This window comes from Mesorhizobium sp. AA23 (genome assembly GCF_001672435.1).
Classification (GTDB): domain Bacteria; phylum Pseudomonadota; class Alphaproteobacteria; order Rhizobiales; family Rhizobiaceae; genus Mesorhizobium.
The window spans coordinates 59,485-80,496 of sequence record NZ_LYTP01000029.1 but is presented as its reverse complement, the minus strand read 5'-3'; the positions used below and the strand labels follow the sequence as shown (position 1 = coordinate 80,496).

Annotated in this window: 21 protein-coding genes and 1 pseudogene; 9 read left to right on the top strand and 13 right to left on the bottom strand. The window is 64.3% G+C overall.

From position 1 onward, the window contains the following. The first annotated feature begins 5 nt into the window (after nucleotides 1-5). The 3 genes from A9K66_RS22965 (at nucleotide 6) to rpmG (ending at nucleotide 2,059) form a co-directional block, all read left to right on the top strand. Complete coding sequence (locus A9K66_RS22965) at nucleotides 6-1,181, top strand: MFS transporter (RefSeq protein ID WP_067328142.1); 1,176 nt, start codon at nucleotides 6-8, stop codon at nucleotides 1,179-1,181. Between the two features lie 96 nt (nucleotides 1,182-1,277). After that, on the top strand, nucleotides 1,278-1,736 hold the full coding sequence (locus tag A9K66_RS22960; protein ID WP_067328140.1) for a hypothetical protein: 459 nt from the start codon (nucleotides 1,278-1,280) through the stop codon (nucleotides 1,734-1,736). A gap of 155 nt (nucleotides 1,737-1,891) precedes the next feature. After that, nucleotides 1,892-2,059 (top strand): 50S ribosomal protein L33, encoded by a 168-nt coding sequence (gene rpmG, locus A9K66_RS22955; protein ID WP_040995604.1) that lies wholly within the window; start codon nucleotides 1,892-1,894, stop codon nucleotides 2,057-2,059. Nucleotides 2,060-2,569: 510 nt separating this feature from the next. Here rpmG and A9K66_RS22945 read toward each other — a convergent pair. Then, nucleotides 2,570-3,943 carry a PleD family two-component system response regulator gene (locus A9K66_RS22945; protein ID WP_067328135.1) on the bottom strand — a complete coding sequence of 458 codons (1,374 nt, stop codon included), beginning with the start codon at nucleotides 3,941-3,943 and terminating at the stop codon, nucleotides 2,570-2,572. A gap of 15 nt (nucleotides 3,944-3,958) precedes the next feature. Continuing rightward, nucleotides 3,959-4,330, bottom strand: coding sequence for a response regulator (locus tag A9K66_RS22940; RefSeq protein ID WP_027166515.1), 372 nt, complete (start codon nucleotides 4,328-4,330; stop codon nucleotides 3,959-3,961). A 238-nt stretch (nucleotides 4,331-4,568) separates the two neighbouring features. On the opposite strand from A9K66_RS22940, the gene A9K66_RS22935 reads away from it, so the two are divergent. Both A9K66_RS22935 and A9K66_RS22930 read left to right on the top strand, forming a co-directional pair. Continuing rightward, nucleotides 4,569-4,868, top strand: a complete 300-nt coding sequence (locus A9K66_RS22935; protein ID WP_067328431.1) for a DUF3572 domain-containing protein — start codon at nucleotides 4,569-4,571, stop codon at nucleotides 4,866-4,868. Next, nucleotides 4,865-5,518: a hypothetical protein gene (locus A9K66_RS22930; RefSeq protein WP_067328133.1), complete on the top strand. Its 654-nt coding sequence runs from the start codon at nucleotides 4,865-4,867 to the stop codon at nucleotides 5,516-5,518. Before A9K66_RS22935 ends, A9K66_RS22930 begins: the two co-directional genes overlap by 4 nt. Nucleotides 5,519-5,527: 9 nt before the next feature. Here A9K66_RS22930 and A9K66_RS22925 read toward each other — a convergent pair whose 3' ends face one another. Further along, on the bottom strand, nucleotides 5,528-7,111 hold the full coding sequence (locus A9K66_RS22925) for a DUF2125 domain-containing protein (RefSeq protein ID WP_067328131.1): 1,584 nt from the start codon (nucleotides 7,109-7,111) through the stop codon (nucleotides 5,528-5,530). 101 nt (nucleotides 7,112-7,212) lie between these two features. Continuing rightward, the gene (locus A9K66_RS22920) at nucleotides 7,213-7,788 is read right to left on the bottom strand and encodes a GNAT family N-acetyltransferase (protein WP_067328128.1); all 576 of its coding nucleotides are present in this window, start codon (nucleotides 7,786-7,788) and stop codon (nucleotides 7,213-7,215) included. Between the two features lie 65 nt (nucleotides 7,789-7,853). On the opposite strand from A9K66_RS22920, the gene A9K66_RS22915 reads away from it, so the two are divergent. After that, complete coding sequence (locus tag A9K66_RS22915; RefSeq protein ID WP_067328126.1) at nucleotides 7,854-9,182, top strand: DNA polymerase IV; 1,329 nt, start codon at nucleotides 7,854-7,856, stop codon at nucleotides 9,180-9,182. A 28-nt stretch (nucleotides 9,183-9,210) separates the two neighbouring features. Here A9K66_RS22915 and A9K66_RS22910 read toward each other — a convergent pair whose 3' ends face one another. From A9K66_RS22910 to A9K66_RS22890, 5 genes and pseudogenes are all read right to left on the bottom strand, one after another. Continuing rightward, nucleotides 9,211-9,714: a hypothetical protein gene (locus A9K66_RS22910; protein ID WP_067328124.1), complete on the bottom strand. Its 504-nt coding sequence runs from the start codon at nucleotides 9,712-9,714 to the stop codon at nucleotides 9,211-9,213. A 140-nt stretch (nucleotides 9,715-9,854) separates the two neighbouring features. Continuing rightward, nucleotides 9,855-11,030, bottom strand: coding sequence for a hypothetical protein (locus A9K66_RS22905; RefSeq protein WP_067328428.1), 1,176 nt, complete (start codon nucleotides 11,028-11,030; stop codon nucleotides 9,855-9,857). Nucleotides 11,031-11,066: 36 nt separating this feature from the next. Further along, nucleotides 11,067-12,077, bottom strand: a complete 1,011-nt coding sequence (locus A9K66_RS22900; protein WP_067328122.1) for a succinylglutamate desuccinylase/aspartoacylase family protein — start codon at nucleotides 12,075-12,077, stop codon at nucleotides 11,067-11,069. 9 nt (nucleotides 12,078-12,086) lie between these two features. Next, nucleotides 12,087-12,431 carry a RidA family protein gene (locus tag A9K66_RS22895; RefSeq protein ID WP_067000282.1) on the bottom strand — a complete coding sequence of 115 codons (345 nt, stop codon included), beginning with the start codon at nucleotides 12,429-12,431 and terminating at the stop codon, nucleotides 12,087-12,089. Nucleotides 12,432-12,465: 34 nt separating this feature from the next. Further along, nucleotides 12,466-13,366 (bottom strand): annotated as a pseudogene (locus A9K66_RS22890) (alanine racemase). 68 nt (nucleotides 13,367-13,434) lie between these two features. Between A9K66_RS22890 and A9K66_RS22885 the strand changes: the two are divergent. Further along, the gene (locus tag A9K66_RS22885; protein ID WP_067328118.1) at nucleotides 13,435-14,379 is read left to right on the top strand and encodes an amidohydrolase family protein; all 945 of its coding nucleotides are present in this window, start codon (nucleotides 13,435-13,437) and stop codon (nucleotides 14,377-14,379) included. Here the strand turns inward: A9K66_RS22885 and A9K66_RS22880 are convergent. Genes A9K66_RS22880 through A9K66_RS22865 form a run of 4 tightly spaced genes read right to left on the bottom strand, consistent with a single transcriptional unit; the run spans nucleotide 14,353 to nucleotide 18,857 of the window. Further along, entirely contained in the window at nucleotides 14,353-15,324 is a 972-nt protein-coding gene (locus A9K66_RS22880) for an ABC transporter permease (RefSeq protein WP_067328116.1), read from the bottom strand. The two genes, A9K66_RS22885 and A9K66_RS22880, sit on opposite strands and share 27 nt — an antisense overlap. Beyond that, nucleotides 15,321-16,286, bottom strand: coding sequence for an ABC transporter permease (locus A9K66_RS22875; RefSeq protein ID WP_067328113.1), 966 nt, complete (start codon nucleotides 16,284-16,286; stop codon nucleotides 15,321-15,323). Before A9K66_RS22875 ends, A9K66_RS22880 begins: the two co-directional genes overlap by 4 nt. Continuing rightward, the gene (locus tag A9K66_RS22870; protein WP_067328109.1) at nucleotides 16,283-17,782 is read right to left on the bottom strand and encodes a sugar ABC transporter ATP-binding protein; all 1,500 of its coding nucleotides are present in this window, start codon (nucleotides 17,780-17,782) and stop codon (nucleotides 16,283-16,285) included. Before A9K66_RS22870 ends, A9K66_RS22875 begins: the two co-directional genes overlap by 4 nt. 22 nt (nucleotides 17,783-17,804) lie before the next feature. Continuing rightward, nucleotides 17,805-18,857 (bottom strand): ABC transporter substrate-binding protein, encoded by a 1,053-nt coding sequence (locus A9K66_RS22865; protein WP_067328426.1) that lies wholly within the window; start codon nucleotides 18,855-18,857, stop codon nucleotides 17,805-17,807. Nucleotides 18,858-19,096: 239 nt separating this feature from the next. Between A9K66_RS22865 and A9K66_RS22860 the strand changes: the two genes are divergently transcribed. Further along, on the top strand, nucleotides 19,097-19,897 hold the full coding sequence (locus A9K66_RS22860; protein WP_067328106.1) for an IclR family transcriptional regulator: 801 nt from the start codon (nucleotides 19,097-19,099) through the stop codon (nucleotides 19,895-19,897). An 80-nt stretch (nucleotides 19,898-19,977) separates the two neighbouring features. Then, nucleotides 19,978-20,859, top strand: a complete 882-nt coding sequence (locus tag A9K66_RS22855; protein ID WP_067328104.1) for a DMT family transporter — start codon at nucleotides 19,978-19,980, stop codon at nucleotides 20,857-20,859. The last annotated feature ends 153 nt before the right edge of the window (nucleotides 20,860-21,012 follow it).

Sequence of the window (21,012 nt, the reverse complement as noted above, 5' to 3'; positions counted from 1 at the left end):
CATCGATGACGGTCGATACCCAGCAACAGGGCGACGAACGCGTACACTGGCTGCCGATGACTGCGGCGATCTCCTCGATCAGCGTGGTCGGCATTGCCATCGGCCTCGGCATGCCGCTGCTCAGCGTCATCCTCGAATCGCGCGGCCACTCGGCCTCGATGATCGGCCTCAACACGGCGGTCGCCGGGCTCGCCTCGATCGCCGGCGCGCCGCTCGCCACGCCGCTGGCCATGCGCCTCGGCGTCGCCCAGACCATGCTTTTGATGATCGCCGTTGGCGCGCTCGCTTTTGTCGGCTTTCATTTCGCGCCGGCCTTCTGGATGTGGTTTCCGCTCCGCGTCGCGCTGCACATCTCGCTGACAGTGCTCTTCATTCTGTCGGAATTCTGGATCAGCACCTCGGCGCCCCCGCATCGTCGCGGCCTTGTGCTTGGCATCTACGCTACGGTGCTTTCTCTGGGCTTCGCCGCCGGGCCGTGGCTGTTCGCCCATGTCGGCTCCGGTGGGTTCCTGCCGTTCGGCGTCACCATTGCGTTGGTAACGCTTGCTGCCATTCCGGTGCTGGCGGCTCGTAACGAGAGCCCGGCGATCGTCGCCGACGGCGAAACCAGCCATTTCCTGCGCTATATCTGGATGGTGCCCACAGCAACCTTCGCCGTGCTGGTGTTCGGCGCCGTCGAGACCGGCGGCTTTTCACTGTTCCCGGTCTATGGCAGCCGCATCGGCTACTCCGAGGCCGACGCTGCGCTGTTGCTGACGATGATCGGCCTCGGCAACGTTCTGCTGCAGATACCGATCGGGATGATCAGCGACCGAGTCTCGGACCGCCGCTACCTGCTTCTGGCCTGCGCCACGGTCGGCCTCATCGGAACCGTGTTCATGCCTTTCTTCGCCAAGGACTGGCACCTGATGGCGGCGCTTCTGTTCGTCTGGGGCGGTGTGGTCGCGGCCATGTACACGATCGGCCTTGCGCATCTGGGTTCTCAGCTTTCCGGCCATGAGCTCGCCTCTGCCAACGCCGCCTTCGTGCTCTGCTATGGGGTCGGCATGGTGATCGGCCCGCAGGCGATCGGCATCGGCATGGACGCCTTCGGCCCTTCGGGCTTCGGCTGGTCGCTGGCGCTGTTCTTTGCCGCGTACATGCTCCTGGTCCTCGTCAGGCTGGTGCGAAAGATCCTCTAGTGAAATGTCGCCCAGCGCCGGGCATGCTGACATCACCGTGTCAGCAGGCCCCCTGCTATACCCTCGCTCCGATGCAGGAAGAGCGAGGATATAGCGATGATCGACAGCGGCTTTGAAACCAAATCCCTCAGGATGGAACTGCTTCTGCTCGTCACCTTCCAGGCGCCGGCAGCCGATGTCGAGCGCATCATGGAGGCGGTGGTGGCGATCACGCCGCTGCGCATGGGCAAGTATGACGGCAATGCCTACCAGTCGGCGCAAGGCATAGAGCGATACCGGACGCTCGAAGGCGCTGCCGCGGGCGCCGAGATCGAGTTGCGCAGGCGGCCGGGCACGGTCGAGGTGTCGTTCGAACTGCCCGACGATCAGGCGCTCGCCGCCCGTGTCGCCGAAGCGATATTCCAGGCCCATTCCTACCAGGAGCCTGTGATCCGCATTCAGCCGCTGCTGACCAGCCGTTCCAAGGGACTCGACGACCATACTAATCCGAACCGCTGGTGGAACACCACCGGCGACTGGAAGAAGGCCGATCTGCAGGTCAGGGAGAACGCCTGACGCGGCGAGTTCCGCCGCGTCAAAACGGGGCAAGAAGGCGCTTGGACTTGACTTTCCGGGCGCGTTCTTTATGTGTCGCGCCAAGTTTCCCGCGTCCGGGTGTTTTCCCCGTGCTCCAGCGGCCAAAACTCCACGAACATTAACGGACGAACATCATGGCCAAAGCCGCAAACATCAAGATCAAGCTTCTGTCGACCGCCGACACCGGTTTCTTCTACGTGACCAGCAAGAACAGCCGCACCAAGACGGACAAGCTGTCGTTCCGTAAGTACGACCCGATTGCCAAGAAGCACGTCGAGTTCAAGGAAACCAAGATCAAGTAATCCGGTTTATCCTGAAATGCCGAACGCCGCCCCTTGGGGCGGCGTTTTTGTTTTCAGCGGGCGGACGCTCGAGCAAGAAAGCCCGCGGCTGCCTGACGCTGAATCATGCATGAGAAAAAGGGGGCCGGTCGGCGGTTGGCAGCGGTACGAGGAGGCCACTATGTGCCAGCGCCGGCCGGCCGACCCCACGGACCCAGGAGATGCGGCGGACCTGAGCATCATGGGGTATTTTTTGGATCGAGCCGGGCAGTCTACCCTCGTGCCGGCTTAGTCTTCGGTCTATGCCAAGCAGATTTGCGCAAGAACGTATGAAAATCAACCATTTCTTAACCACGGCTCCCGAATCGCTTGGATTAAGGTAAATTCCTAACCCTATCGGGTTGACGCGGAATTGGGGCTTCCGTGCGTAACCGCTTCACGGCGCAACGATTTCAGGCAACGCGCTTAAGTCTTCTGGTCTTGTCCATGTCGATGCGGCAAAACTGCTGCGCACCAATTGGGTGGCATGGATTAGGCGGCCTTGGCGACAACCCGGTTGCGGCCGCCGCTCTTGGCCTCGTAGAGCGCAAGGTCGGCTCGCTTCATCAACCCCGCGACCGTATCGGCTCCCCTCAGCACCGATGACACGCCGACGCTGACCGTCACCTCGATCGTCTTGCCACTGCTTCCGATTGCGAAGGGCGCCTGCGCGATCTCGGCGCGGATACGCTCGGCCACCTTCTCGGCGATGGGCCCGTCGGTATCCGGCATGACCACGACGAACTCCTCGCCGCCGAAGCGGCAGGCGAGATCGATGCCGCGCACGTTCTTGCGCAGCCGCCTGGCGAATTCGCGCAGGACGTCGTCGCCGCCGTCGTGGCCATGCGCGTCATTGATGGATTTGAAACGGTCGAGGTCGGTGATCATCACCGAGAGCGGCCGCCGCCGCGCCACGGCGCGGTCGAACAGCGTCTCAAGATGGCTGTCCAGGTAGCGGCGGTTGTGCAGGCCGGTCAGCGCGTCGGTCACCGCCATCTCGATGGTCTGGGTGACGCTGGCGCGCAGTTGATCGTTATAGCGCTTGCGCCGCACCTGCGTGCGCAGGCGCGCCGTCAGCTCGTGCTGATCGATCGGCCGCGTCAGATAGTCGTTGATGCCGAGTTCGAGGCCGCGGATGATGCGGCCCTCCTCGCCCTCATCGGCCAAGAGCATGATCGGCAGGAAGCGGGTGCGGTCGAGCGAGCGCAGTTGCGAGCAAAGCCGGAGCGCATCGAAATCGGCGAAGGCCGTCGAGATCAGCACGCATTCATAGGCGGTCTCGGCGGCCTGGAAGAATCCGGCATTCGGATCGGTGGCGACGTCGAGATCGGCGCTGCCGCGAAGCATCTTCTGGATACGCTCGATAGACGACTTGCGCTCGTCCACCAGAAGCACCTTGGGCTTGGTGTCTTCCGTCGCGAAGTTGCGGCTGAGCAGCTCTTCGATGCCGATGTTGCGCGTGGTCGAGGCGCGCAGCCGCAATTCGTCGGTCAGCGACTTCAGCCTGACCAGGCTCTTCACCCGCGTCATCAGTTGCAGATCATTGACCGGCTTGGTGAGGAAATCGTCGGCGCCCGCCTCAAGGCCGCGCACCCGGTCCGATACCTGGTCGAGCGCGGTGATCATGACCACCGGAATATGCGAGGTCGCCGGGTCGCTCTTCAGCCGCTTGCAGACCTCGAAGCCGTCCATGCCCGGCATCATCACGTCGAGCAGCACGACATCGCCGTTGCCGTTTTCGCAGGTCTCGATCGCATCCGGGCCGTTGCCGGCCGTCAGCACCTCGAAATATTCGGCCAGCAGCCGCACCTCCAGCAGCCGCACATTGGCGGGGATGTCATCGACGACGAGGATCCGCGCGGTCATCTCAAAGGCTCCGGCTCAGGCATCGCCCAGATAGGATTTGATCGTTTCGATGAAGCGCGGCACCGAGATCGGTTTGGAAATATAGGCCTCACAGCCACCCTGGCGGATGCGCTCCTCGTCGCCCTTCATCGCGAAGGCGGTGACGGCGATGACCGGGATCGAGTGCAATTCGTCGTCTTCCTTCAGCCACTTGGTCACTTCCAGGCCAGAAACCTCGGGCAGTTGGATGTCCATCAGGATCAGGTCCGGCCGGTGCTGGCGCGCGAGATCCAGCGCCTCCAGGCCGTTGCGCGTGCGGACCGTTTCGTAACCGCTGGCTTCGATGAGGTCCCGAAAGAGCTTCATGTTGAGCTCATTGTCCTCGACGATCATGACCTTCTTAGCCATCAATTTCCCGTCCCGACGGTCCCCTGAGCCGAAGACCGCCGTCATGCGTCCTTGCCGGATCGCACCCAACCCGCCTGTACCCTACGTCAATATGATTGACGAAACGCAAACCTGCCGTTGGAAAAGCACACCCATTCCACTTGCGGCTGCAGGGCTGAAGCGGCTGAGACTTGCCGCAAGCGACGCTTGCCATTACTGCGGAAGAAAGACTCAACATGCACATCGGCAAAAGGTAATGATGACGAACGCAGCGTCAATGCGCGAGGAGGCGGAAACCCTTGCCGTCAGGGCGCTTGGCTTCGTCGCCGGCGATCCGGAGCTGTTGCCTCGCTTCCTGGCGATAACCGGCATCGAGGCGCGGTCGATCCGCCACGCTGCCGCGGAGCCGGGCTTCCTTGCCGGCGTGCTGCAGTTCATCCTCGCCCACGAGCCGACGCTTTTGCGCTTTGCCGAGGAAACGGGCACGCCACCGGCTGCCGTCGACAAGGCTTTGCGGGCGCTGCCGCTCGGCAACGACGATCATGAGCGCTCGACATGAGCGACGATCCCGAGACCGCGCGCCAGATCGAGGAGTTGGCGGCCGACGACCGGCCGCTGCTGGTGCTCGATGTCGATGATGTCGTGCTCGAATTCATCCGACCCTTCCCGCGCTACCTGAAGTCGCGCGGCTTCGGGCTGACTCTCGCCTCCTTCCGGCTCACCGGCAACATCGCCGAGATGGCGTCCGGCCGGCTGATCGAGCAGGCGGAAGTGACGGCGCTTCTCGGCGATTTCTTCGATGCCCAGGCCGATTGGCAAAGCATCACCGACGGCGCCGCGGAGGCGCTGGCGTCGCTCGGACAGCGCGCCGAGATCGTGCTCCTGACCGCGATGCCGCACAAGCACCGCGCCGTGCGCCGGGCGCATCTCGACGTGCTGGGCATGAACTACCCGCTGCTGACCACGGAAATGGCAAAGGGCCCAGCCATCGCCAAGCTGCGCGGCGCCAAGGGCCGGCCCGTCGCCTTCGTCGACGACCAGCCCTCCAACCTGCTGTCGGCGCGCAGCTCTGTCGTCGACGCGCACCTCTTCCACCTGAAGGCCGACAACACGCTGCGCGCTTTCCTGCCGCCGACGCCGGACGACATCATCTCGGTCGACAACTGGCGCGAGGCGGCGCCGAGGATTGCGGGCGCGCTCGGGCTATAATTCAGGCGCTCAGGGCTGCAGCTTCGCTCCAGCCCCGCCATTGTCGCCGCCGTCCGAATCGGCCCCGCCGGTTGAATTGTCCGTTCCGTTCGCGCCGTCATCGCCGCTCGAATTGTCGTCCTGCCCCGCGCTGTCGTCCTGGACTTTATCCGGGCCCTTCAGCATGGCGCCGTTGACGACGATGGACCCATCGGCCTTGGTGTTGATCACCCACTCCAGGCGACCGTCAGGCAGTGTCTTGCCAAAACCCTTGACGGCAAGCGCGAACGGGAAGGCCTGCACCATTTGCTCATCGCTCTTTGCCGCTTCCTTCAGGGCATCGACGATCCTGTCGTAGCCGGCGACGTCGATGGTCACGCTCCCATCGGGTTTCTTGCTATCCGGGAAATACACCTCGCCTTCCACGGCGACTTCGATATCGCCATTCTTCACTGTCGAGTGCCCGAACACGATCTTGGGCTTCTTGGCCTTGAAATCCTCGACCAAAGCCTTGCCGAATGCATCCGGCAGCGACGGATTCTTATTGAGATCAAAGGCTTCGATCGTCTTCCTTGCCATCGTATCGAGATCAATATTGGCGCCACCGAAGTTGAGGTCAATATCCGTCGGCAGCAACGCGACGCTCCAGGCGGGCAGCGCTTGCTGCGGGATCGTCAGGCCGGAGGCCTTGATCGCGTAGTCGACTCTGCCGTTCGGTGAGATTCCGTCCATCCCGAACGCGGTGCTGAACTGCTTCGCCGCGAATTTGCCGACGGGGCTCTCCACCTCGAAATCCTTGAAGCTGTAGTTGCCGTCGATCCTTTCCCAGACGGGCAGCGCGGCCAACAGGAGCGATTTGAGCTCCGCCTGGTTAGCCTTGAGCTTGGCTTCGTCCTCATTGGCGACGGCAAAGGCAAGAAGGTCGAGCAACGGCTTCGTCCGTACGCCCTTGCCATTCGCATCAACGGAAAGTTCGGGCGTTTTCAGGGTGACCGGAAAATTCATTCCGCTGTTGGGATCGTCGATCTTGATCGTCTCGACGAAGCTCGAGACCTTTTGCGTTGCCTTGAAGTCGACGCCGCCATTGACCGACTTGGTGGCGGCAATCGTCGCGGTGCCGGCACCGGCGGTGACGTCCGCCTGCTGCTTGGCTTCCCGAGACGTCAACGTCATGCCGGCCATCGAGCTGGCGCCGCTGGTGAACGCCGCCAGGTTCGGATCGTAGACGGCGGAGCCCTTGCCGTCCTTGACCGAAACTTGCATGCTTTGCGGGCCTTCGGGTCCGTTGAATTCGAAGGACATGGTGTGGGAAAAATCCGAGGTGACGTCCCAGAATCCATCGCTGCGCGGCTTCACCAACAAGGCATAGGGCGCGAGGTCGATCTTGAACGGCTTCTGCTCCGGCAGGGCGCTGACCAGGGCCTTGACGTCCACTGCGATCTTGTAGGCGTCGCCTTCGACCGAGACCTTGAGCACGCCCTTCTCGAACGCCTGCTTGCCGAAATAGCGCGCCAGATTGTCCGAAAGCTGTTTGGCGCCCTGGCTGTCGACGGTCTGTGCAACGGCCGGCGCGCTGAAAGCAAGAATGAAAACAAGTGGCAAAACACGCTTCACGTCAGTCTCCGTCGGTCTCGGAAGGCAAATCGTTTCGTCTTCTCGTAGAAAAGAAGCATTACAGCCGCAAGACGATGACTGTAAGCCAAATCCTCAAGCGGCTAAAGCACCAGCCGCATCAGCGGCCTACCGGGCTTGCGCTCCAGAAGCCTCTCGAACCCGGCCTTCTCGAACACGCGCGACGAGCCGACGAACAGCCCGATCGAACGCGAATCGCGCGACAGATCGATCGGGCAGGCTTCCAGCAGCCTGGCGCCATTTTCGCGGGCAAAGGCGATGCCGCCGTCGACAAGTCGATGAGTGATGCCCCTGCCCCGCGCCTTGGCGCGAATGAAAAAGCAGGAGATCGCCCAGACGTTCGGGTCTTGGGCATCCGCGGGATCGACAGGCGCCGAGCCCCGGCCTTGATTGTTCCATTCGGGCACGTCGGCGCGCGGGCCGACCTGCATCCAGCCGACGGCCTTGCCGTCCTCGAAAGCCAGAAGCCCGGGCGGCGGGCCGGCTTCGATGCGCGCCTTGATGTGATCCTTGTTGCGCTCGCGGTCGCTCGCCCGCCGCTCCGCCGGGGTCAGCCGGAAATGCGTGCACCAGCAGCCGTAACAGGCGCCCTGCTTGCCGAAGAGATCCTCGAAATCGGTCCAACGCTCAGGACTCAGCGGTACTATGGTCGTGCTCATACGTTCTCCCCAGGCCAAGCTTGTTGCCGGCCCTGCACTGTCGTACCATTGCGGTTGTTCTCTTTATGTTCGCAGCGATGACGGCTCCTGTCAACAATCCCGAACACGGCTTTTGTCGCGACTGCCTGGCTTCTCAGCGCAGCGAGACGCGCCGTTGCGAGCGCTGCGGCAGCCCGCGCCTTGTCCGTCATCCGGAACTCTACCGGCTGGACATCGCTCACATCGACTGCGACGCTTTCTATGCCGCCATCGAAAAGCGCGACAATCCGGCGCTGAAGGACAAGCCGCTGATCGTCGGCGGCGGCAGGCGCGGCGTCGTCTCCACTGCCTGCTACATCGCCCGCATCCAGGGCGTGCGCTCGGCGATGCCGATGTTCAAGGCGCTCGAGGCCTGTCCCGAGGCCGTGGTGATTCCGCCGAACATGGAAAAATATGTCCGCGTCGGCCGCGAGGTGCGCGCGCTGATGCAGGCGCTGACGCCGCTGGTCGAGCCGCTGTCGATCGACGAAGCTTTTCTCGACCTCGCCGGTACCGAGCGGCTGCATGGCATGCCGCCGGCGCTTGTGCTGGCCCGCTTCGCACAGACCGTCGAGAAGCAACTCGGCATCACCGTTTCCGCCGGTCTCTCTTACTGCAAGTTCCTCGCCAAGATCGCGTCGGACTTCCGCAAGCCGCGCGGCTTTTCGGTCATCGGCGAAGCGGAAGCGCCAAGCTTTCTTGCCGGGCAGCCGGTCACGCTGATCTGGGGCGTCGGCAAGGCCTTGGCCGCGACGCTCGAGCGCGACGGCATCCGCACCATTGCCCAGCTGCAGCGCATGGAGCGCGGCGAACTGATGCGGCGCTACGGTGTCATGGGCGACCGGCTCTACCGGCTTTCGCGCGGCGAGGACGACCGCCGCGTCGACCCCGACGGCGATGCCAAGAGCGTGTCGGCCGAAACCACCTTCGACAACGACATCGGCTCGCTGGCAGAATTGGTGCCGGTGCTGCGCGGCCTGTCGGAAAAAGTCTCGGCGCGGCTGAAGAAATCCGGCATTGCCGGGCGCACCGTGGTGCTGAAGCTGAAGACGCAGGATTTCAAGCTGCGCACACGCAACCGCCAGCTTGGCGATCCGACACGGCTGGCCGATCGCATCTTCCAAACCGGGCTCGATTTGTTGCGTCGCGAGACCGACGGCACGAAATTCCGCCTGCTCGGCATCGGCGTCAGCGATCTTTCCGACGACGGGAAGGCCGATCCGCCGGATCTGGTCGACGTCCAGTCGCGCAAGCGCGCGATGGCCGAAACCGCGATCGACGAGCTGCGCGACAAATTCGGCAGGAAGGCCGTCGAGACCGGTTACACCTTCGGCAAGGGCCGTGCTGCCAACCCGCCCGAGCCGCTCGAGGACTGAGACCGGCTGGCATTCATGGGCGGCTTGATCAGGTGCGCTGCAGGTCGATCCGGCTCGTCACCATGGTCTTGCCAGTTTCTGGATCCGTGTCGGTCACCGTCAGCCGCATGCTGTCGCTGCCGGTCTTTTCGACGGTCAACTGCGCTTTGTGGTCGCCATTGACCTCCTTTGCCCAACGGATGCCGAGATTGAGCGCGTTGCCCGAGCGGCTGCCGTTCAATTGCGCCGGCCCGGTACGCGAGCCGATATAGACGCCGCTATAGCCCCTGCCGGTGGCCTTCAGATCCGCGCTGATCTCCCGCGTCATCAAGATCAGCCCGCGGCATTTGCCGTCGAGCGACAGCGAGGTCGAGGTAGCGCCGGATTTGAAGTCGCAGGAGATATTCACCGTCGGCGCATTCGCGCTCACCTTGAAGGTGCCGTTGCCGGCGAAGCTGCCCTGGAACGAGCGCAGGAAATCTGCATCGTCGGCGTAGGCGCTCGCGGCAGTCATCAGGCAGCCGGCGAGAACGAGCGGAACCACTGGTCTCATCGAAATTCTCCCCCGTTGGAGCCGAAACGCGCCTCCTGGCCTCGGAAGGCGCAAACAGACTCAGGAACGCAAGCGATCTTGGCAGGTTCCCCTGCCGATATCACCCGGTTGGCGTGAGGGTATTTTAAGACCGGCAGCGCTCAGGCCGAGAGCGCGGCCTTCACCCAATCCAGCCGCGCTGCCGGCACCAGCCCGTAATTATAGAAGTTGAGACCATCGACATCAGCTGTCCGCGCCGGGCTGACCTTCGCCGCTAGCAACTGCGGACCCGCCATTTCCGGGTAAAAAAGCCGGTAGCCGGTGCCGAGAAATTTGCCGGCGCCGAGCGCGCGGCCGTCCGTCACCAGGCTTGCGACATCCTCGGCCTGCATGTCATAGGCGCAGAAGATCGCCCCGTCGCAGACCTTGCCGACAGCCGCCAGATCGCAGCCACCCAGCCAGCCTTCCTTGAGGTCGATGATGAGGACCTTGGTGAGCGGATGCGCCACCTCGCGCAGCTCGGCGATCAGACTGGTCACCGGCTCGAAGCGCCAGACCAGATAGGCGTGTAGCTCCGGCCATGGCCCGAAAACCTCGAGTCCGCTCGCTGGAAAACCGGGGAAGCGCCGCTCCGGCACTGCGCGCTCGCAGGTCTCGACAATCCATTGCCGGACGAGCGCTCGCGCCGGTTCGGCGTTGACCCCGGCTTTGGCTGCGCGATCGACACAGGAGGGACAGAAGCACAGCGACAGCAGGAAATCCTCCTCGGGCGTGAGGCCGACGCCGTCCTTTTCGTGATGGTACTCATGGGCAAATCCCATGAAGGAAGGGCTTTCGAGTTCGATCCTGTCCGGTTTGTAGCCGTGCGAGATGTCCGCAACCAGCGCCCGGACATAGGCGCGCGCGTCGGGATGCGAGGGACAGAGATTGTAATAGTTGGGATCGCCGAAGGCGTTGCGAGTGACCGCCTCGGGATGAAGCATGCCGAGGCGGGTGTTGTGCAGGCACACCGTCCAGCAAGAGACCCCGGGGCCGCCCTGTTCCCGCCGGCGGACGAGTTGGCCAAGCACGTCGCCGCCTTCGCTGATCACATCCGCGACCTTGGGCTGGATGGCGAGGTCGGCCCATCGCGCCGCTGACGGCTTGAAATAGATGGTGCCATCCTCTGGAAAATAGGCTTTTCGCCGCGGGCTACGCGGCTGCAGGAAGCGACCGGCATGATAGGAGGTGGCCAGGCTGATCATGTTGAGGCCGGCGCGCTGGACAATATCGCGCTCGACCGTCTCCAGGCCGAGATCCTGAATGTCCCAGGGATAGGTCCACATCGAAAGCTGCATGCTCATCCTCGGTTCTTCGTCCCTTCCGGGCCGGCGTCAGCCTTCGACCGGCTCGGCCACTTGCATCAGGCAGTCGCCCGCCTCGCACATGGTGTGCAGCCGGCGCGACAGCACGATGCCGCTTTCGGAGAAACGCATCGCCTCCTCGGCAAGCTCCAGCCGTTCGAGATCGTGATACCATCCCGCCAGCTGGCCAGCACTGACGCTGTCGCCGAGGCGGACCGCAGGCTCGAACCAGCCGCGCCGCGTCGAGTAGATGCCCTGGCTGTGCCTCGACAGCGAAAGCAACCGCGTCGGCTTCGCCGGCTCTGCGTCCGATGTGAGCACCGGCGCCGCGACCACGCCCAGCTCGACCATCAGGCGATCGAGCGCGCGAGCGGTAAGCGTCATCGAATCGACGGTAGCGGTTCCGCCGCCGCCGAATTCGCCGCTGACGCCGATGGCGCCAGCCCGGCGCGCGGCACCCATCGAGGTCGGCGAGGCCTGGCCGTTGTCTGCGACGAAGCCGAACGGCATCCCGAGCGCGCGCATTAGCTCGACACCCCGCCGATGGCGCTCGGCATCGGCATTGCGCTCGACCAGCGCCGTCGGCAGATGCTCCATCGAGGTGCCGCCCGAATGGATGTCGAAGACGACATCGTGACGGGGAAACAGTTCCGTTTCCAGGAAATGGGCGAGCCGACTGGTCGGCGTGCCCGTCGGATCGCCCGGGAACGCGCGGTTGAGGTTGCCGCCGTCCAGCGGCGAGCAGCGCTTGGCGGCCATAACCGCCGGCGCATTCGCCATCGGCAGGATTGTGATGCGACCGCTGATTGCGGCCGGATCGAGCCGGCGGATCAGCTTGGCCAGCGACAGCTCGCCCTCATACTCGTCGCCGTGGTTGCCAGCCATCAGCAGCAGTGAGGGACCCTTCCCGTTGCGAATGGTGCAGATCGGTACCTTGACCTGGAAATAGGGTGAGCGGTCGACCGAGAACGGAATGCTGAGATAGCCGTGCGTTTTGCCTTCGCGGTCGAAATCGAGCGTGTGGACAAGGCCGGTATGCATGCTGTCCTCTCAGACGGCCGCGACGGCGGTGACTTCGATGCGCAGGTCCGGGTCGGCCAGACGCGCTTCGACGCAGGCGCGTGCCGGCAGGCGCTCGGGATCCACCCAGGCATCGTAGATCTTGTTCATCGCGTCGAAATCGCCGATCTGCGGCAGGAAGATGTTGACCGCCACGAGCTTCGACTTGCTGCTGCCGGCCTCATGCAGCAGCGCCTCGACTTTGGCCAGAACATCGCTGGTCTGCGCTTCGATGCCCCCCTTGCGGTCGTTGGCGACCTGGCCGGCTATATGCACCATGCCGCCATACACCACCGCCTGCGACATGCGAGAGCCGGACTGGAAGTATTTGATCATCTCGGATCCTTTCGAGTTCTTTTTGGAGGCCTGGTCAGCCGAAATACGTCGGAAAGACATGGGCCACACGACCGGTCTCATCCACGCCGAAAATTACGCGATAGCGGTCGAGGCAGGTGCAGGGATGCGAAATGCCGAATTCGATGACGTCGCCGACCGCGATGTCGTCGCCAGGCCTCGCCGCCGAGGCGAGCGCGGAGCCTGAGGAACATGTCGCCCACCGATGCCAGCAGCGCAGAGACCGCTTCATCGGTGCGCAGCGGATCAGGCTGAGCGGCAGCGCCTTCATAGGTGCCGACGCCGGCAATGCGCAGCCGTCCGCCGGTCGCAGCGACGGCATCGGCGATTGCTTCGGCCTCGGCCGTGGTTCGTGGGCCCGCCCTCGCCGCGCCGAGCTCGACCAGGACACGCAACGGCGGGAGATCGGCAGCTGCCCGCCACGCATCCGCCAGTGCCCGCACGGCCGCGACCGAGTCGGCGAAGACATAGAGCTCGGCATCCGGCCACGCGCCAGTCAGTTTCGCGAGCCGGCCTGCACCACCGGCGCCGCCGACCTCGTTGGCAATGATCAGTCTCGAGAGACCCGCCTTCAGCATCACCGTTGCCTGCCTTATATCGGCGACCGTCGTGCCCCAGGCACCGGCCTTGACAAGCGAATGGGCGAGATCCGGCGCCATCGGCGTCTTGGCATGCGGCGCGACCGCAGCGCCCTGCTCGCGCACATAACGCAGGAACAAGTCGCGATTTGAGGCGAAGGCCGCTTCGTCAAGGCTGAGCAGCGGCAGCGACATGCGGCCATCGGCCGGATGCCAGCCTTGCTGTCCGGCCAGGCTGGAATCCAATCCGGACGTGCCGGGGGGCACGCCACGGATACGATCGTCGAGCATGAAATTTTCATGCACGACAAGCGATTGGGCCGGTGTGTTCCCGCTCATCCGATGCTAACCCTTCCGTCGCCGAACAATGGCTCAACCGATTGCCGGCCAAGGCCTGAGGGAACCGCGTGCCAAATCCCTACTCCGGACCCATCATCGACGCCCATCACCATCTCTGGGATCTCAGCCTCGGCCGCCATCCCTGGCTGACCGCCTCTGCCGGCGAACGCGGCGGCCTCGGCGAGCTTGATGCCTTGCGCCGCAACTATCTGCCCGAGGATTATCTGCGCGACGCCGCGCGGCACAATATCGTCGCCAGCGTCCATGTCGAAGCCGGCTGGGCGAGCGACGACAGCGTCGGCGAGACCCGCTGGCTCGAGACGCTCGACAAGTCGTGCGGCGGCGTAGCGGCGCGCTACGTCGTCCATGTGCCGTTGGCGAGCCACAACGCGGCGGAGTTGATCGAGGCGCAGGCCGCGTTCGACCGCGTCATCGGCATACGCGACATTCTGAGCTGGGACCCTGATCCCGCCCGGCGCTTCGCCGCTCGCGACGGCATAATGGACGATCCCGCCTGGCGCGCCGGCCTTGGCTCGCTCGCCCGGTACGGGCTCTCCTTCGACCTGATGGTGTTTCCACGCCAACTGGCCGAGGCAGCGCACCTCGCCGCGGCCTTTCCCGACCAGCAATTCGTCCTCAACCATTGCGGCAGCCCGATCGACCGTGATCCCGAAGGCTTGCAGAGATGGCGAGACGGGCTGCGGCGGCTGGCCGAGCGCGACAACGTCGCCATCAAGATATCCGACCTGGTCGCTTACGATCATGACTGGACGCTCGAAAGTCTGCGGCCGATCGTTCTGCATTGCATCGACTGCTTCGGCATGAAGCGCGCCATGTTCGGCTCCGACTTCCCGGTCGCCGGCCTGCACGCCTCGTTCAATGAGGTATATGACAGCTTCAAGGTGATCACCGCCGATCTTTCCCGGGACGAGCAGGCGGCGCTGTTCTTTGGCAACGCCGCTCGCATCTATCGCCTGGACGCCGGGTCATCGCCGGGCTTGCTCCCTGCCTGAGAGCAGCAGCAGCCCGAGGATCAACGAACCGAACAGGATGCTGCGCCAGCCGGGCGATGCATTGACCACGGTGATCAGCGCAGTGATCGTCACCAGCAGGATGGCTCCCGGGATGGTGCCGGCATAGGTGCCGAGCCCGCCGAGGATCGAGGTGCCGCCAAGCACCACTGCGGCGATCGAGGCGAGCAGATAAGGATCGCCGATCCCGACATAGCCCTGCCCGTTCATGCCGAGCACCAGCACGCCCGCGAGCCCCGCCGTGAATCCGCTGATGCCGTAGACAGCCAATGTCGTGGAAGTGATCGGCACGCCCGACAACGACGCCGCAAGCGGATTGGCGCCCATGGCGAAGATGCGGGCGCCGAAAGGCGTTGCATGCATCAGTGTCAGCACGAGCACGGAAACCGCGATCCATAGCAGGATGCCGGCCGGAATGCCGGCCGGCCTCGCATTGCCAAGCCAATGAACCAGCGGGTTCTCGGCGGTGACGGCACTGCCGCCGGCAATGATGATCAGCAGACCCTGCAGGAATGTCGCCATGGCCAGCGTCATGATCATCGGATGGACGCGCAGCAGCGCCACCCCTAACCCGTTGACCACGCCGATAGCTGTGGTCAGCGCAAGCACCGCGAGCACGGAGGCAAGGCCGGTCGGATCGGCCTGCAATGACAGCAGCGGCAGGCTGATGGCGCTGACGGTGACGATCGCTGCCACCGAGAGATCGATCCCGCCGGCGATCACCACGAAGGTCTGCCCGGCCGCCACGAGGCCGATCACCGCGCCAAGTTCTACCAGGTAGCGCAGATGTCCGTAGGCGCCGAAGCCGCGCGATGCGATGCTCGCCGCAATCCAGACTGCGACGACGATGGCAAGGGTGAGGAACGGTCGGCTGGTGAGGATCGCCCTGGCGCGTCTGCCGCCGGGGCTGTCGGTCCACGCTGTCATTGCTGCACCTTGCGGAATTGCGGGATGGCGACCGCGCCGATGATGATCAGCCCTTGCGCGACATACTGCGCTACCGGGGTGAAGCCGAGGAAGAACATCACGCTAATCATCAGGCTGAGCAGCAGGCTGCCGGCGAGCGCGCCTCGCATGGTGCCCTGCCCGCCGAGAAAGCCAATGCCGCCAAGCACGGCAGCGGCAATGGAATTGAGCGTGAAGGCGGTGCCGATGACCGGATCGCCAGAGCCCGTTTGCGCGGCGACGAACAGCCCGGCGCCGGTCGACAAGAGGCCGCTGATAGCATAGGCGGCCACACGCGCCGCGTCGACCGGCACACCGGAACGGTAAGCCCCGACCGGATTCTCGCCGGCGGCATAGAGGCTCAATCCAAGCGGCGTGGCGAGATAGAGCTTCCACAGCAGGACGACCACCACCAGCAGCACGAACGCCGCTGGCGTGTCGCCGGCAAGCAGGTCGGATAGCCAAGCCGGGATGGAGCCGCCAGGCCTCGGCAGGATCAGCAGTGCGGCGCCACCGATGATGAACGAGCCGGCGAGCGTCACCACGATCGCCGGCAGGCGCAGCCTGACCACGATGAAGCCGGTGGCGGCGCCAATGCCGAGCCCGGCAAGCGCCACGGCGGCCGCGCCGCCGGCGACGCCCAGCTGTCCGCCCATGGTGGTCGCGGCAATGACCGCGCCGAGGCTGACGGTCGCGCCGATCGCAAGGCTGATGCCGCCGGTGAGCATGAGGATCGCCTGCGCCATCGCCACCAGCGCTAGCGGGAACCAGCTCTGGGTGAACTTGGCAAAGCCGGAGACCGTGAACAGGCCCGGAAAAAGCACGGCATAGGCGATGAGAAACGCCAGCACCACCAGGAAGAGGCTGCGAACGCCGATGTTGCGGCGCGCCTGCACCTGCCAGTAGAGCGCGCCGTCGGCTCTCGCGGATGGAATGATGCTCATGCCGCCACCTTCCGCCTCTCTGCACCCATCGCCGCCGACACGATGGCTTCCTCGCTCAGCGCGGCACGCTCGAGCATCCTGGCGACCCGGCCGTCACGAACCACCGCGACGCGGTCGCATAGATGCACCAGTTCCGGCGTATCGGAACTGAGCAGCACGACCGCCTTGCCAGCGGCGGCGAAGGCGCGAAGCATCAGATAGATTTCGCGCTTGGTCTCGACATCGACGCCACGCGTCGGATCGTTGAGCAGCAGCACCAGCGGATCGTGCGGCATCCACTTCGCCAGCGCGACCTTCTGCTGATTGCCGCCCGACAAGGCCTGCGCCGGACGCTGCAGGTCGCCCTTGATGGAAAGCTGGGCGGCGAGATCCCTTCCCTTCTGGCGTTCAGCCTTGCGGCTGCGCAGCTTCAACGACGGAAGTCTTGCGAGGGAAGGCAACATCATGTTGGTGATGATCGGATGAATAAGGTGGAGGCCCTCGCGCTTACGGTCGGCTGGCACATAGGCGAGCCCCAGCGCGTTGGCTTTCGGCACATTACCCGGCAGGCCCGACACGCCGTTTACCGTCGCCGAAACCGTCCTCGCCGGGATGGCCCCATAAAGACCGAGCAGCAGATCCTCCTGCCCCTGACCGACCAGGCCGCCTATGCCCAGCACCTCGCCGGTCCCGATGTCGAGGTCGACGTCTTGCATCAGGCCGGCCGAGAAGCCGCGGATCGAGACGGCGGCGCCGGGCGATACCGACGGCTGCCATTTCGGAAAGAGATCGCCGGGGTCGCGACCGACCATCAGGCGCACCAATCCAGTCGCATCGGTTCCCTCCAGCGGCCGGTCGGCCGTGCAGGTGCCGTCCTTCAGCACCGTCACATGCTGGCAGAGCGCCATCACCTCGTTGAGCCGGTGCGAGATGTAGAGAATGGCGACGCCTTCTCCACGCAGCCGTCCCAACAGGTCGGTGAGGATTTTCGTTTCCGTCGCCGAGAGCGACGAGGTCGGCTCGTCGAGGATGAGCACGCGCGGCCGGCGATAGAGAGCCTTGGCGATCTCCACCATCTGCCGTCGCCCGAGGGATAGATTCCCAACTGGTGTCGACAGCGGCTCGTCGAGGCCGACAAGTTTGCATGCCGCCTTCGCCCGCGCGGCAAGCTCCTTGTAATCGACCAGCCCGAAGCGCTTGGGATAGGCGCCGATGCCGATGTTCTCGGCTATCGAAAGGCTGGCCGTCAGGCTGAGCTCTTGCTGCACGACGGCGATGCCGGCCTGTCGCGCGAGCGCTGGCGTCATGCGTGCCACGGCACGCCCATCGACCTCAATGGTCCCGCTGTCCGGGCGCAAGGCGCCCGACAGGAGGTTGATCAAGGTCGACTTTCCGGCCCCGTTCTCGCCGAGCAGCGCATGCACGCGGCCCGGCTGGAGAGCGATGGAAACGTCGCGCAGGACGGGGTTGCCGAAGAACGCCTTCGACACCCCCCGCGCGGCAAGGAGCGGAGCCATGGTCAATGCTGCGACCCTTCGCCTACTTCTGCGCCAGCAGCTTCTTGAACAGCTCCTCATCGTAGGGCGAATAGATGTAACCGTCAGCCGGGAAATCTTTCGCCCGGGCGAGGTATTGATCGATGTTGGAATTGTCGATGACCGGCAGCGGAATCTTGACGAAGGCCGGCACGTCCTTGCCCTCCAGCGCCTGGACCGCGGTGTAGGTGGCAAAGGCGCCGAGCCAGTTCGGCTGCATGGTCGCCCAGCTCTTCAGGCCCTTTTCCTTCCACAGCTCGAGGAACTGGCGCGCATTCTCGCCGGTGATCGGCACCTGGTCGCGGCCCTGCTTGTCGAGCGCGAGCACCGCACCGGCCGAGAGCGCGCCGCCGAGCGACAGGATGCCGTCGATCTCGGGATTGGCGAACAGCAGACTGGTGACGGCTTCCTGGGCCGGCGCGACATTGTACGGCGTGTTGGTCTCGGCGAGGATTTTCACGTCGGGGTGGGCCTTGAGCTCGGCATCGGCGCCCTTGCGGCGGTCGTCGCTGACCGAAACGCCGGCCGGGCCGTTGAGGATGAGGATCTTGCCCTTGCCGCCGATGGCGTCGATCAGGAACTTCGCAGCCTGGTCGCCCCACTGCGAGGAATCCGTGTTGACCTTGGCCGTCACCTGGTCGGTATCGACCAGGCTGTCGAAGTTGATGATCGCAATGCCCTTGGCGCAGGCATCCGCGATCACACGCGCCGGCGCGGTCGAGGAACCGGCGATCAGAATGATGGCGTCGACATTGGAATCGATCATCGACTGGATCTGCTGGATCTGCACATTGGCGTCGCCCTGGGCGTCGGTCACGACCAGCTTGTCGACCAGCCCCTGCTTCTTGAGCGCCTCGACCTCGGCTTCGATCGTGCCCTGGGTCTGCTTCATCCAGGTGGGCACGGAATAGATGTTGGCCCAGCCGATCGTATACGGCGCCTTGCGGTCGCCCTTGATGCACTTCGCGGCCGCATCGGCCTGCGAGCCGACACCGACGGCCAGGACGAGACCGAGGCAAAAGGCGCTGGCGGATGCGAAAAACGATGACTTCTTCATGACGGTTCCCCTTCTGTAGCTCTTGTCCGGACGCGCGGAGTCGGGACGGCGAAACACCGCGGTCACCGCGTCGCGGAAACCGCTTGTTCGTCGTCTGGACTTCTTCTGCCCGGCTCGTTAGTTTGTCCGATATTCCAGACAACATGTCTGTATATCGGACAAACGGGATGCTAGACTGAGCCTTGACATCTTTCAAGCGTCTTGAGACGAGAGCCGAAAATGATTTTTGGGCGGCTGGCATGAGCGAAGGCGCAACTGGTTTGATCGAGGCAGGCGCCGGGGCACAACCGCAGGCCGGCGAGCGCCGCCGCGGCATCGACCGCGTCATCATGCTGCTCGAGGCCCTGCTGAAGCATCGCGCGCCGATGCGCATCGGCGACATCGCAAAGATGATCAACGCACCCCGTTCGACGACCTATGAGATCGTCAACAGCCTGCTCGAAGCCGAGATGCTCGAAAATGTCGGGTCCGAGGGCTACGTCTATTTCGGGCGGGCGGTGCACTTGTTCGGATGGGCGTACTCGCATCACAACGCACACTATCGCCGCATCCTTGAAACGCTGGACAGGATGGCGGCCGAGACCGGTGAGACCGTTCAGCTCTGTGGTCTGCGCGGCAACAAGTATGTCGTTCTCGATTGCCGGGATTCTCCCGGCCCTTTCCGCATCTCGAGCGATGTCGGCGTCGAGGTGCCGATCCCCTGGACGGCGTCGGGGCGGCTGCTGGTCGGCCATATGCAGGAGAGGGAACTCAAGGATTTCATTCCTGCCGCCGACTACGAACTCCCCGACGGTCGGGTCATTGCTCCCGACGAATTCTTCGCCGACGTCGACCTGGCTCGCCGGCAGGGCTTCAGCGAAACCTCGGCGCTCGCCGACCGTTTCACCTGGTGCATGGCGGCTCCCATCCGCGACAGCCACGGCGCCATCAACACGACGCTTTGCTTTGTGCTGCCGGTCGATACGCCGGAGCCGCGTCGCAACCAGTTGCTTGAGCTGCTGCGCGAGCGCGCCAGCGCACTGTCGCTCGCCGGAAGCTGAGCCGGAATGCGGCCGTCTGGCCCAGTCGAATGCCGCGACTACCGGTTGCGGCACAACGACGGTCTTGCGACATAGCGCCAATGGCACCCGCTCCCTCGATCACCAAGGCCGCGCTCTGGATGGCGCTGTCGATCGCCTCGTTCCTGGCGATGTCGGTCGCTGGCCGTACCGCGACGGCCGCGCTCAATGTCTTCCAGGTGCTGGAGCTGCGCTCGGTGATCGGCTTCTTCATCCTGCTGCCGCTGGTGCTGATGGGGGGCGGCTTTAGGGCGATGCGCACCCAGCGCCCGCTCGCCCACATTGCCCGCAACGTCGTCCACTATGCCGGCCAGGCCGCCTGGCTCTATGCGCTGACCTTGATTCCGCTGGCCGTGCTGATCTCGATCGAGTTCACGACCCCGATCTGGACCGCGATCCTGGCGGTGACCTTTCTCGGCGAAAGGCTGTCGCGGGCCAGGCTGACGGCAATCGTGCTGGGTCTGATCGGCGTGGTGATAATCGTGCGTCCCGGCGTCGGCTCGGTCGATCCCGGGCATCTCGTCGTGCTGGGAGCCGCAATGTGCTTCGGCGTCTCGGTGGTCATGGTCAAGTCGCTGACGCGAACCGACAGCGTCGTACGCATCATCTTCTGGATGCTGATCATTCAGTCCGTGGTCGGCCTCGTCCCGGCGCTCTATGTCTGGCGCAACCCGGCAGTCGAACTGTGGCCGTCGATATTGGTGGTCGCCTTCACCGGCATGTCCTCCCATTTCTGCATGGCCCGCGCGCTCAGCCACGCCGATGCGACCGTCATTTCGCCGATGGACTTCCTGCGCGTGCCGCTGTCTGCGCTGATCGGATGGCTGCTTTACAACGAGCAGATCGATGTCTTCACCGCCGGCGGCGCCTTGCTGATCCTGACCGGCAATCTGCTCAACCTGCAGCGCAAGGCGCCTCAGCCTGCCGAAGTCGCGACCTCCTAGCTGTGAGGTCAGACGCCCGGTTGGGTTGCCTGCGATCCGACACGCGGGCTGGTGTCGACACCGGGCCCATGGGGCATTTCATCAGCACGGGTGGAGCGCATAACACCGCCAACTACGCCATTGCTGCCTAGCCCGGGCCAAATCGCCTTCAGC

Coding starts and splice junctions, on each gene's coding strand:
- A9K66_RS22915 (WP_067328126.1), top strand. CDS start 7,854: ATGTTCGCAGCGATGACGGCTCCTGTCAACAATCCCGAACACGGCTTT.
- A9K66_RS22860 (WP_067328106.1), top strand. CDS start 19,097: ATGAGCGAAGGCGCAACTGGTTTGATCGAGGCAGGCGCCGGGGCACAA.
- A9K66_RS22910 (WP_067328124.1), bottom strand. CDS start 9,714: ATGAGACCAGTGGTTCCGCTCGTTCTCGCCGGCTGCCTGATGACTGCC.
- A9K66_RS22905 (WP_067328428.1), bottom strand. CDS start 11,030: ATGCAGCTTTCGATGTGGACCTATCCCTGGGACATTCAGGATCTCGGC.
- A9K66_RS22865 (WP_067328426.1), bottom strand. CDS start 18,857: ATGAAGAAGTCATCGTTTTTCGCATCCGCCAGCGCCTTTTGCCTCGGT.
- A9K66_RS22920 (WP_067328128.1), bottom strand. CDS start 7,788: ATGAGCACGACCATAGTACCGCTGAGTCCTGAGCGTTGGACCGATTTC.
- A9K66_RS22965 (WP_067328142.1), top strand. CDS start 6: ATGACGGTCGATACCCAGCAACAGGGCGACGAACGCGTACACTGGCTG.
- A9K66_RS22895 (WP_067000282.1), bottom strand. CDS start 12,431: ATGATCAAATACTTCCAGTCCGGCTCTCGCATGTCGCAGGCGGTGGTG.
- A9K66_RS22855 (WP_067328104.1), top strand. CDS start 19,978: ATGGCACCCGCTCCCTCGATCACCAAGGCCGCGCTCTGGATGGCGCTG.
- A9K66_RS22875 (WP_067328113.1), bottom strand. CDS start 16,286: ATGAGCATCATTCCATCCGCGAGAGCCGACGGCGCGCTCTACTGGCAG.
- A9K66_RS22900 (WP_067328122.1), bottom strand. CDS start 12,077: ATGCATACCGGCCTTGTCCACACGCTCGATTTCGACCGCGAAGGCAAA.
- rpmG (WP_040995604.1), top strand. CDS start 1,892: ATGGCCAAAGCCGCAAACATCAAGATCAAGCTTCTGTCGACCGCCGAC.
- A9K66_RS22945 (WP_067328135.1), bottom strand. CDS start 3,943: ATGACCGCGCGGATCCTCGTCGTCGATGACATCCCCGCCAATGTGCGG.
- A9K66_RS22930 (WP_067328133.1), top strand. CDS start 4,865: ATGAGCGACGATCCCGAGACCGCGCGCCAGATCGAGGAGTTGGCGGCC.
- A9K66_RS22940 (WP_027166515.1), bottom strand. CDS start 4,330: ATGGCTAAGAAGGTCATGATCGTCGAGGACAATGAGCTCAACATGAAG.
- A9K66_RS22960 (WP_067328140.1), top strand. CDS start 1,278: ATGATCGACAGCGGCTTTGAAACCAAATCCCTCAGGATGGAACTGCTT.
- A9K66_RS22870 (WP_067328109.1), bottom strand. CDS start 17,782: ATGGCTCCGCTCCTTGCCGCGCGGGGGGTGTCGAAGGCGTTCTTCGGC.
- A9K66_RS22935 (WP_067328431.1), top strand. CDS start 4,569: ATGACGAACGCAGCGTCAATGCGCGAGGAGGCGGAAACCCTTGCCGTC.
- A9K66_RS22880 (WP_067328116.1), bottom strand. CDS start 15,324: ATGACAGCGTGGACCGACAGCCCCGGCGGCAGACGCGCCAGGGCGATC.